Source organism: Bradyrhizobium sp. USDA 4341 (assembly GCF_054063755.1).
Map to the genome: position 1 here is coordinate 8,003,309 of NZ_JBSSGO010000002.1, position 11,323 is coordinate 8,014,631.

Sequence of the window (11,323 nt, forward strand, 5' to 3'; positions counted from 1 at the left end):
TATGAGCATGCAGGATGACGTCGACTTTTCGCACTATTTGAAGAGGACAGGAACGGGCTTCATCCAACTCGACCTCGCGGTAGAAGGGATCAATTGCGCGGGCTGCATGGGCAAGATCGAGCGCAATCTATCGAGCATTCCGGACGTGATCTCGGCGCGCGTGAATCTCACCGACAACCGACTGGCGCTGGAATGGAAAGCAGGCGCGCTCGATCCAGCGCTGTTCATCAAGCGGCTCGCTGAACTGGGCTATCGGGCATATCCCTTTCAGCGGGACGACGCGGAGACACTGGAATCGGAGCGGGCGCGGGACTTGCTGCGGCGGCTGGGCGTGGCTGCTTTTGCCGCGATGAACGTGATGATGCTCTCGATCCCGGTATGGTCCGGCAATGTCTCGGACATGCTGCCCGAGCAGCGCGACTTCTTTCACTGGCTCTCCGCGCTGATCGTGCTGCCGGCCGCGGCTTATTCGGCGCAGCCGTTCCTCTCCTCAGCCTTTACCGCGCTACGGGCTCGCCGGGCCAATATGGACGTGCCGATCAGCATCGGCATCTTGCTCGCGTTGGCGACTTCGCTGATCGAGACTGTCGCTCATGCCGAGCATGCATATTTTGACGCGGCGATCATGTTGATCGCCTTCCTGCTCGCAGGCCGCTATCTCGACCAGAACATGAGACGGCGCACCCGCGCCTTCGCCGGCAATCTTGCCGCGCTCAAGGCGGAGACCGCCGCGAAGTTCATAGGCCCGACGGAGATCAGAACAGTTCCGGCATCAACGATCAAACCGGGGGACGTCGTGCTGGTGCGACCCGGCGAATGCTGTACCGTCGATGGCGACGTGATCGAGGGCCGCTCTGAGGTCGATCAAAGCCTCATTACGGGTGAGACCTCGCCCGCGCTCGTGGCGCCCGGCAGCGCAGTGTTCGCCGGTACATTGGTGCGATCGGGCACCTTGCGCGTCCGCGCGGTGGCTACCTCGGAGGACACGCTGCTCGCCGAGATTTCTCGGCTACTTGATCATGCCCTGCAGGCGCGCTCGCGCTACCTGCGCCTGGCCGAGCGCGCCTCGCGGCTCTATGCACCGATCGTCCATGCAACTGCCTTCCTGACGTTGCTCGGTTGGCTTGCCTCTGGCGCAACCTTCCATGATGCGATCGTCACGGCGGTCGCCGTCTTGATTATCACCTGCCCTTGCGCGCTGGGTTTGGCTATACCCGCGGTACAGACGGTAGCCTCCGGCGCGCTGTTCCGGTCCGGGGTGCTGCTCAACGCCGGGGATGCGATTGAGCGTATAGCAGAAGTGGACCGGGTGGTCTTCGACAAGACCGGAACGCTGACATTGCCGGAGCTCGATGTCGCCAATTTCGCCAGCATTCCCGACGATGTCGTCCAATTGGCGGGCCGGCTTGCATTATCGAGCCGCCATCCGGTCGCCGCTGCCGTGGCGCGAGCTGCCGGCGCAAGTGAGCCGCTGGCCGATATCGAAGAGGAGCCGGGGCAGGGTGTTAGGGGGTACTATCAAGGATCGGAGATCCGGCTCGGCCGCCCGTCCTTCTGTTTCGCTGACATCCTCGTTGAGGAGACTCTTTGCCGTGATCCAGAGGCTTCTATCGTCGCCTTTAGCCACGGCGACAGCAAGCATGTCTTCGCCGTCCGCCAACGCATGCGGCCAGACGCGCCCGAGGTCGTCGCAGCCCTCGCGAGCCTTGGGATAGAAGTAGAGATCGTGTCGGGAGATCGCGAGGCAGCAGTTCGGCGCACGGCCGCGACGCTCGGCATTCAAAATTGGCGCGCCGGCGTCTCACCGACGGATAAGGTCGCCCGGGTCGAAAGCCTGACAGGTGAGGGATACAAGGTACTGATGGTCGGCGATGGCTTGAACGATGCACCCGCGCTTGCAACGGCTCATGCCTCGATGTCGCCTGTTACGGCCACTCATATGAGCCAGGCGGTCGCTGATGCGGTCTTTCTCGGTGAGCGTCTTCGGCCCGTGATGACGGCAGTTATGACCTCGCGCGAGGCGCTGCGGCTGATGCGGCAGAACCTTTGGCTCGCTGTCGTCTACAATGTCCTGGCGGTGCCGGTTGCGATCGCCGGTCTGGTGACGCCGCTGATTGCCGCCGCGGCGATGTCAGGTTCGTCGGTGCTGGTCATGCTCAATGCGCTACGGGCGCGAAGGAGCGAGGCAACCTGATGGAGGTCCTACTCTATCTGGTTCCACTCGCTCTTGCACTGGGCTTCGTTGGCCTGCTCGGCTTTCTGTGGTCGCTGAACAGTGGTCAGTATGACGATCTCGATGGCGCGGCCTGGCGCGCCCTCGCCGATGACGAGCCCGACGAGGCGCCGGTCCAAATAGTGCAGATGGGCCAGCGTGATTGCGACGGTCTCCGCTCTGAGGAGAGTGCTATCTTGGCCGTTCCGGTGGTCCGCGGCGCAGCTGAGAGACGCACGGTTGCAAAGATATGCATCGACAACTTGTTGATCAGGGCAATTCGTGCAGACGCGATGCGGGAAGATTGGCGATATGGGCGAGGACGTGGTCGAACCAAGCCTTGGGGGTGACCTCTTGAGGCGACAGGTCGTGATCGCCGTCAACATGATGGCGGCCCGGTTGGCGCAGCGCTGGCTGCCGGCGAAGGTCCAGTTCCACCTTCCCAAAACGATGCCTCTCAATGCACGCTCTGCACAATTGTTGGTCAAGCAGATCCTGCCTCCGTCGAGGACGCGGGCGAAATCGTGCCAGCGCCTGAGCATGTAATTCAGAGGTGTCACGACCTCGAAGGGCAGTGCGCTCTCCAACAATCGCTCAGCCGCATGCCAGTCTTCTTTCGCTTTCTTGTCCTCGCTCAGTCTCTGCAGTTCCGTTATCTCACCCCGATCAATGCGCTGCCAAATTGTTATCCGCTTACCGATGAACCTCTTAGCCAAACCCATGCGACGATAACCGGCGTCGAGATACGGCACGACAGGGAAGTCGTCCGGTAACACTTTTAGTGAGGCAATGCGCTCCTCGATGTCACGAGGAATACCCTCACTTTGGATAGCTGATGAGAGAGCGAATGAAGGAGGAAGGAATCGCGGAAAGGCTCCTGTGGCGCTGCCGTATGCCGCTTTTGCAACGAGAGCAATGACGAGTCCTCGGCTCCCATGCCCCGGAAGCTTCATTGGCCGCGAGAAAGGTAGGTCCTGAAACCCATGAAGCTTGCGACGATTGAGAGCCGCGGGGGGATTTTCACTCTGCGGGTGTGGCGATGCATTGTTCCACAAGCGACGGCCTCGTCAGCTTCTGGAAAGCCTATCCAGATAAGATCAGCTCAATTGATTTCTTGGACGTGAGGCTGGCGTGGACCCGTATAATTCCGATCCATCCAATGTAACAGCTTGGTCCCAGGTGCAGCACGCCGTTTTGGAAGAGCACCAGGGCGGCCATGCCGGGCAAGCGGGCTTTGAGCAGCGCTTGGCCGAGGCGCGCCCACCCGATCCGTGTCCTGTCTCTGGTGGCGGCCGCAACTACCATCCCCATCTCTCTGCAGAACATCGGGACATCATCGATAAAGCGATTGCCCAATATGCGGATCAGAAAAAGCCAAACCCGAAGACGGTTAAGCGCTATACTCAGGCGCTTCGCCGACTTGGAAATCATCTTGGCGCTCATCGCCTAACGATTGTTCTGGGGGACCACGAGTCCTTGGTCCGTCACGTCAAGACTTACTTCCCAAAGGACGAAGACATGAAGAAGGGGTTGAATATCCTTCGTTCGTATCATGATCCGAGCTATGTAGCTTCTGGCGGGCGGCCGCGAACGATCCCCTCAGCGGAAGACGCGCCCCTCTCAGAGCGGCTTAATGCCAGCGGCATGACGTCGGGCAGCGCTGCTCGCCATGATCGTAGTCTTCGCAGATTTTCTAACGCCCTTAAACCTGCGGGCTACTCGATATCCGGGTTGGACCACGCTGCGCGCATTGAATTTGCTCAGAAGTTGTTCCCGAAGGACGAGCATCTATTGTTCGCGTTAGGCAAAGTCGGCGATGCCGAGCACGTTTCCGGAGCGGGGGCGTCTCGGAAACCCCGCGGTCATGCTGTCCCGTCCCCCACATTGCATCTTTATCCCGATGACGCCCACATCATTGATAGCCTGGAAAAGACAGAGCTGAACCTGCTCAAACCCGAGGATACGAGCCGGAGAAAAGTTGTTCAAGATCTGGCCGGCAACCAACGAAGATTCGGTGCTTGGCTCCAGAGGAACGGGCGAGGGAGCATAGTGAGCCGGCTCACCGGCACCAGTGAGCAGCAAAAGTCGTTGAACGACGATCACACGGACTTTAAAAAGGCCAGTCGAAACGCTGACATGGGCTTCGATCGTCTTCGGAGCTACCTACGGCTCGTCGAGGCGAACGCAGCGCTGGGCGTCTCCCCTGAGCAGGCGGGTGGGGAGCCGCGGCGTGAGGAGTCGAGCTCAACGTGGTCGCCGCGCCTGCCGCACGATTTTGAGTGGCCGACGCCGGAAGCGGTACCAGAGGGGTCGTCGAAGATCTACCGAGGCCTCGACTCTTTCGTTGACCTGCCGTACACGTCGCCGGAAGTGAGAGACGATGCTCAGTCAGCGCCGGTGGGTGGGGCTGCCGCCAGACCGCCGCTCTTCACCGGACCATCGGACGCGCCGGCTCGGTCGGCAGACACCTTCCGCGGTCTTCAGTCTTTCGTTGATCTGCCGTACACGCCGCAGCAGATGCTTGACGATGCTCAGTCAGCGCCGGCGGGCGTGGCTGCCGCCAAACCGCCGCTCTTCACCGGACCATCGGGCGCGCCAGCTCGGTCGGCGGACACCTTCCGCGGTCTTCAGTCTTTCGTTGATCTGCCGTACACGCCGCAGCAGATGCTTGACGATGCTCAGTCAGCGCCGGCGGGCGGGGCTGCCGCCAAACCGCCGCTCTTCACCGGACCATCGGGCGCGCCAGCTCGGTCGGGAGATACCTTCCGCGGTCTTCAGTCTTTCGTTGATCTGCCGTACACGCCGCAGCAGATGCTTGACGATGCTCAGTCAGCGCCGGCGGGCGGGGCTGCCGCCAAACCGCCGCTCTTCACCGGACCATCGGGCGCGCCAGCTCAGCCGGCAGATACCTTCCGCGGTCTTCAGTCTTTCGTTGATCTGCCGTACACGCCGCAGCAGATGCTTGACGATGCTCAGTCAGCGCCGGTGGGTGGGATCGCCGCCGAGCCGCCGCTCTTCACCGCACCATCGGACGCGCCAGCTCAATCGGGAGATACCTTCCGCGGTCTTCAGTCTTTCGTTGACCTGCCCTACACGCCGCAGCAGATGCGCGACGATGCTCAGTCAGCGCCGGTGCTCAGCCCTGCCGATAAACCCGCGTTCTTCGTCGGGCGGCCGGGCGTACGTCGGGCGCTTGAGGACATCGGACACCGAGTCGACGCGGATTGGCAGGATTGGCGTCAGCCGGTGCCGGATTTCTTACGCAATGTCCGGGATAACATCGGGGTCCCGCCGCCCCAGTCCAGCGGCCCAACCCAGGTCTCCGTCAATGGTGAGACCCGCTCGATCCCATTGGGGCCGCTAGGACGCCGCGGTGCGCAGGTCATCCATCATCCTCGCCCGTCTCCCGTCCCGGGTGCTCAGATCGGCCCCTCGGCTACCGTTGCCTCTTCCGGCCAGCGTAGCGAAGCCGTGCTGGGTCCCACGCAGTGGCTGGGTGACGAGCATATCCACCGGGACTATGAGCTCCTGGCGCAGGAGTTGCTGCAGAACAATCCGGATCTCGCCGCCCGGACTCGGTTCGTGGATCCCCTGATAGCCCAAATGTTGCGATCCCCCTCCAAGGAGGTAGCCGAACGAGCATTAGGGTGGGTTCGTCATGATACTGCCGACTTCCTGTTTCTGCCGGTAAGCGATGCCAGCAATACGGATAGACATAAGCGCGGCAGTCACTGGTCGCTGCTGTTGGTTGATCGCCGCAATTGGGGCGGACCGGCCGCCTATCACTATGACTCCACCCAGGGATACAATGACAGGCCGGCAGCGGAACTCGCAGGACGGCTCGACGCTAACCTGCAACAGGCCCCGATAAGACAGCAGCAGAACGGTTATGACTGCGGCGTCTTTGTCGTGGACGGCACCCGTGAACTTGTAAGACGATTGGCAGCAAGACGGCCGGACCTGGACCTCACCGATCTTGTCATCAGTCGACCGGCACTGCGGGACAGACTAGGCGCTGGTGTCGGCTTCAGCTGAACAGGGCGCGCGCCTGTAAATGCGCTTCGCGCCGATCGAAAATCCGCAATCGGTGTGTTCGCAAAGCATCATAGTGTCTCACTTGAAGACTGAGTACGCAGACGACGAGACCACCTGATCGACGCATGAACGCGGGCACGGCGAGCTCCATGGATGGTATTGCGCGAAGGTCAGGCGACCTGCTGATCGGCGGGCCTGTCGGCTCGGCGCAGGTGAAATGGACCCGCGGAGCGGGACCGCTTGAACCGGTTTGTTAGTTGGAAACTCACCGCTCCTGATCCCTTTCTATCACGCTGCCAGAGACTCTGTCTGCTGCAGCTGCTGTGATGGGGTGGACGCCCCCTCGACGGCATCGATGTGCCAAAGTGAAGGGTGTTAAACAGCCATCACGAGAGAGGAAGCGTCCGTGAACGAAGTTAGCACGATTGGACTAGATTTAGCGAAGTATGTCTTTCAGGCCCATGGAGCCGATGCCACCGGAAAGGTCGTTTTTCGCAAACAGCTGCGCCGGAATAAGCTGCTGGCATTCTTTGCCGAGCAGCCGGCTTGCCTCGTGGCGATGGAAGCCTGCTCGGGCGCGCATTACTGGGCTCGTGAGATTGGCAAGCTCGGCCATGAAGTGCGGCTGATCCCACCGGCTTACGTGAAGCCCTTCGTCAAGCGGCAGAAGAACGACATGGCCGATGCAGAGGCGATCTGTGAAGCAGCGCAGAGGCCGACCATGCGTTTCGTTCCCGTCAAGAGTGAAGAGCAGCAAGCGAGCGCGGTGGTGTTTCGGACCCGCGACCTGCTGATCCGGCAGCGGACCCAGGCGATCAATGCTTTGCGTGGTCATCTCGCCGAATACGGGGTGATCATGGCAAAGGGCACGGCCCATATCGGAGAGCTTGTCGAGCGCGCAATGGATCCAAAAACAAATGTGCCCGAAGCGGCACGGTTCGTACTCGACATATTGATCAAGACGATGGTGACGCTGGAAATGCAGATCAAGAAACTCGACAGCGAGATCACCCGTCGCGCCCGAAAAGAAAAAGATGCCCGCCGTTTGATGACAATCCCAGGCGTGGGACCAATGACGGCGACGGCGTTGCTTGCCCTTGCGCCTGCCGCCGGAAGCTTCCGGTGCGGACGCGACTTCGCCGCATGGCTGGGGTTGACCCCGTTGCAGCGCTCCACGGGCGGCAAACAGAAGCTGGGTGCGACGTCGAAAATGGGGGAGCGAACGTTGCGACGGTTACTTATCATCGGCGCAACTGCGGTCGTGCAGCAGGCACGGCGGCGAGGCACTTCACCGTCATCGTGGCTCGGGCGCATGATTGCCCGCAAGCCACCTATGCTGGTAGCGACCGCTCTTGCCAACAAGATGGCCCGCGTCGTCTGGGCTCTGATGGCCAACGGTGGGGTCTATAAAGCTCCGGCTGTGGCGGCATAGCCGTCCGGTCAGAGGCCGTCGAGATGTAGGAAGGTCAAACGGAAGGTATGGCGCAAAAGTCGAGAGACGGGGTTGGGAAAACCAGTACATGCCCAAGTGCTATCCAAGCACGCCGCTGTGATTTGGACCTGATCCGCGAACTCCCATACGGGCCCGCGACAAATGACGGTCGCATTAAAGGCCGGACAGATGTCAGCACCCGACTACAGCGCAGCGCTTGACGAAAGATTCTTCTTGCATCCCCGGGGGCGTCCACAGAGGGCATGTGGTCAACGCGTCGGCGTTGTCCACCATGTCCACAGCCTTCGCGGCCCGCATCCGTTCGCGCCAGACCGCCATCGGCGTGCGATAGCCGAGGGACTGATGAAGGCGACGGTCGTTGTAGAAGGTGATCCAGCTCGCGATCCCTGCCTTGGCCTCGCGGCCGTCGGCATAGCCCTTGAGATAGATGTCCTCATGCTTGAGAGACCGCCACAGCCGCTCGATGAAGACGTTGTCCATCCAACGACCGCGGCCATCCATGGAGATCTTGATCTTTGCGGCCGCCAGCGCGCCGGTGAAGGCCATGCTGGTGAACTGGCTGCCCTGGTCGGTGTTGAAAATCTCCGGCGTGCCGTACTTCGCCAGCGCCTCTTCCAGAGCCGCTACGCAGAACGAGACGTCCATCGTATTCGACAACCGCCACGCCAGAACCGCACGGCTCGCCCAGTCGATGATGGCGACGAGATAAAGAAAGCCGCGGCCGATGGGCAGATACGTGATGTCGGCCGCCCACACTCGGTTCGGCCGGTCGATCGTCATGTTGCGCAGCAGATAGGGATAGATCTTGTGGCTCGGCGCCGGCTTTGTCGTGTTCGGCTTCGGTCCCAGCGCCGCGATGCCCATCTTGCGCATCAACCGCTGCACGCGCTTGCGATTGACCTGAAGCCCCTCAGCCTTCAGCATCGCGGTCATTCGCCGCGAGCCCAGGAATGGCCAGGCGGTGAACAGCTCGTCGATCCGCTGCATCAGGGCAAGGTCGTTGTCGTTGGCCGGCCGTGGCGGCCGGTAGACCCCAGAACGGGCGATGCCAAGCAACATGCATTGCCGGCGGATCGACAGCGCCTGGTCGGCGCGATCGAGCATTTCTCGACGGTCCGGCGTGCTCATCTTCCGGACCTCCGCGCTAAAAATCGCGCTCGACTGTCAGTTGTCCGATCTTGGCGTGCAGCTTCTCGATCTCGCGTTCGCGCGCTTCCTCGCTCTCGCGCTCGACACCCCCGTCAAAAGCCCGGGCCGCTTGGTCCAGCAGCTGATTCTTCCAGGCATAGATCTGGTTCGGGTGAACCTCATAGCGCAGGGCCAGATCGGCCGCCGTCGCCTGCTCCCGCACCGCTTCCAACGCAATCTTCGCATTCAACGCCGCGTCGATCTTCCGTCGTGTCTTCTTTGTCATCATGCCCTCCGTCTATCAAACGGAGCGGCCCTTTTCCAACTTAGCCTCTGGTCCCAAAACCGGGGTCCATTTCAGCTCTGACAGTCTAGACAGCGCAGCGCGCCAAGCCTAGTAGGCCGACCGTGGTAGAGATTGCTACGATGTTTCACGGTCCTCGCGCGTCGAGCCTGCACGCTCAATACAAATCACGAAATGCCTGATTCGGAGTTTGTTCAAGCTTACCGTGCCTGCTTGCTCACGTCCTTCCAGCAACATGTTGGTCTGCGGGCATAGCTTCGAATAACCAAGCGAAGCCTCTCAGGACGGCATCTGTTACTAAGTTTACAATAGTTGAGGTGCTTTGTCTTCTGAACACATATGATGGCGCGAGTTCCTATGATTGCCTCTTTTTTACAATCGTCGCTCCGAAAAAACTATGCTACAAGCCGCTCCTCTCAAAAGGAGCATTCACTGTGAAAAAAGCAACCAAGAAACGCGTTAAGCGGCGCGAGTGGACCAAGGCAGATATCAAGGAGCTCAAGGTCCATTCGAAGGCTCGGACCCCCGTCATAAAAATCGCAAAAATGACCAAACGCAGCGTCGGTGCGTTGCGCCAGAAGGCGCTAAATCTCGGAATAGGGCTCGGACATCAGCGATAGCCTACTTAGCAGGCTGGTAGCCGGCACAGTAGGGCGGCTCGCAGGCCGCCCTTTACGGCCGTTGAAATTGTTTTGCAGGGCCTGCCAATTGCTGTGGATAGAGCTTTTCACGCGCTTGCTTTGTCACTCCAGTGCTTCGTCCTCTTCGAGGTTAAAGGAGTACGACCGCGAAGGCCGCTTTGCTCTTCACGATCGAGAGCGAAGACAATCTGACGACCGGTCCTGCTTCGAATGTTTCCAGGCTGGAAAGGTTTCGATGGTCGCTCGTTCCCATTAAGGGTTCGAAGAATGTGAGGGATCGCTGTTAAGGGCCACGATTGTCCTCGGTGACGGCGAGAAGGGGAGCTCCAACTAGCAAGCCGCATCGCTGCAAGTCTTGACACCTGCGCCGCCGCTGTCGAAGCTCATGCTGGGCTAAAGCTTTGGCGTAAGCGGTGGCCGCGGACCTTGTTGATGAACTTGAGCTGCCAAGCGATAAGGCGCGCTCAGCAGCAACTGAAAAAGCGCTCTGTTGGCTTGATAGACGGCGGTGGAGCGATTGCGTGCTGAACCCATCATCACCTGCACGCCTTCGGCGGTGTGAAGGGACCATAACCACCTTCGACCGCGCCGCCTCACGAAATATTCGAAGGCCGGGAGAGTCGGATGGTTAGCCAGCTTCATTTCTGACGATTGCTCGTTTTGGTCTTCCGGATGCCAGAGCGGGCCTTCTCCGAGCGGTGCCTCACTGCGGCCAGCCCGGTAATGAACTCGCTTGATCCGTCAGGGCCGAATTCGTCAAAAGCCCGCACATCCAGCGCCTCCTCTCGAGGCGTCAACCTTGCGCGATGCCTGCGCGTTTTGGCGGTCAGCGACATCTGAACTACTCGCGCATCGGCTGTGGATGGCTTGCGCCGCAAGAATCCCTTTTTCTCCAAGATTTTTGAGTGGGTGGTGACGAAGGAAGGATCGACGTGCATCAAGCGTGACACCAGGTTGACGGACACACCTTTTTCTCTGCCCAGATAGTCCACTGCCATCAGGATCATCCACTGTGGCCCAGTGATGCCAAGCACATCGGCACGAAATTTGGCGAGTTCTTCGAGGCAGGCACTGATCGATCTGATCTCCCACATGAACGGCCGGAATGTCTCCTGTCCGTCAGTGGAGATACGATAAGGCGCGGTTGCTGGACTAGGTAAATCCGGCGGCATCGTGGACCAGGGTTCCATCCTTTACAGACTTCCATTAGCGCGGATTAGAAATCGGGACAACGCCGCAAGAACAAGCAAGTCAGATAGTTGGTACAGTTCGGACAGATGTGGGACTTGCGACGGGCAGGTTGGTAGACGTGCAAAACGCTCATTGTGTTGGCCGAGCAGCGGCAGGCAGTTGCGCCGGGACCGATATCGCGCGCTGAAAAGATCCGATCCGACCTGCCATTTGAGATGCCCTCGTTCTTTGTCCCGCTCGCCGGCCTGTCCGCTCTATTTGTCGAACTTCTCCGGTGTACGCCGAGCACCAGGGAAGTGCATGTTGCATTTACGTCTTCAATGGGCTGGCAAGCAGAATCGCGTCGACTGTATCTGATA

At 60.2% G+C, this 11,323-nt stretch carries 6 protein-coding genes and 2 pseudogenes; 5 read left to right on the forward strand and 3 right to left on the reverse strand.

Annotated elements, in window-relative coordinates; all coding sequences use genetic code 11:
• Window positions 1-7: 7 nt before the first annotated feature.
• Both ACVIGB_RS43590 and ccoS read left to right on the forward strand, forming a co-directional pair.
• On the forward strand, window positions 8-2,194 hold the full coding sequence (locus ACVIGB_RS43590; protein ID WP_456749405.1) for a heavy metal translocating P-type ATPase: 2,187 nt from the start codon (window positions 8-10) through the stop codon (window positions 2,192-2,194).
• Window positions 2,194-2,352, forward strand: a pseudogene (ccoS, locus tag ACVIGB_RS43595) (cbb3-type cytochrome oxidase assembly protein CcoS); the annotation flags it as partial. The gene ACVIGB_RS43590 and the pseudogene ccoS, both read left to right, overlap by 1 nt.
• A gap of 130 nt (window positions 2,353-2,482) precedes the next feature.
• On the opposite strand, the pseudogene ACVIGB_RS43600 reads toward ccoS, so the two are convergent.
• Window positions 2,483-2,778 (reverse strand): annotated as a pseudogene (locus ACVIGB_RS43600) (IS66 family transposase); the annotation flags it as partial.
• A 565-nt stretch (window positions 2,779-3,343) separates the two neighbouring features.
• Between ACVIGB_RS43600 and ACVIGB_RS43605 the strand changes: the two are divergent.
• Window positions 3,344-6,247: a Ulp1 family isopeptidase gene (locus tag ACVIGB_RS43605; protein ID WP_456749321.1), complete on the forward strand. Its 2,904-nt coding sequence runs from the start codon at window positions 3,344-3,346 to the stop codon at window positions 6,245-6,247.
• Window positions 6,248-6,653: 406 nt separating this feature from the next.
• A complete protein-coding gene (locus ACVIGB_RS43610) occupies window positions 6,654-7,679 on the forward strand; it encodes an IS110 family RNA-guided transposase (protein ID WP_456724676.1) in 1,026 nt (341 codons plus the stop codon).
• A gap of 192 nt (window positions 7,680-7,871) precedes the next feature.
• Here ACVIGB_RS43610 and ACVIGB_RS43615 read toward each other — a convergent pair.
• Window positions 7,872-9,114, reverse strand: a protein-coding gene (locus ACVIGB_RS43615; RefSeq protein WP_456724675.1) for an IS3 family transposase whose coding sequence is annotated in 2 segments (ribosomal slippage) — window positions 7,872-8,850 and window positions 8,849-9,114 — 1,245 coding nt in all. Because the reading frame shifts where the segments join, the coding sequence is not laid out codon by codon here.
• Window positions 9,115-9,566: 452 nt separating this feature from the next.
• Here ACVIGB_RS43615 and ACVIGB_RS43620 point away from each other — a divergent pair.
• Complete coding sequence (locus tag ACVIGB_RS43620; RefSeq protein ID WP_076829490.1) at window positions 9,567-9,752, forward strand: hypothetical protein; 186 nt, start codon at window positions 9,567-9,569, stop codon at window positions 9,750-9,752.
• A gap of 659 nt (window positions 9,753-10,411) precedes the next feature.
• Here ACVIGB_RS43620 and ACVIGB_RS43625 read toward each other — a convergent pair.
• Entirely contained in the window at window positions 10,412-10,963 is a 552-nt protein-coding gene (locus tag ACVIGB_RS43625; RefSeq protein WP_456724674.1) for a MarR family winged helix-turn-helix transcriptional regulator, read from the reverse strand.
• Between the last annotated feature and the right edge of the window lie 360 nt (window positions 10,964-11,323).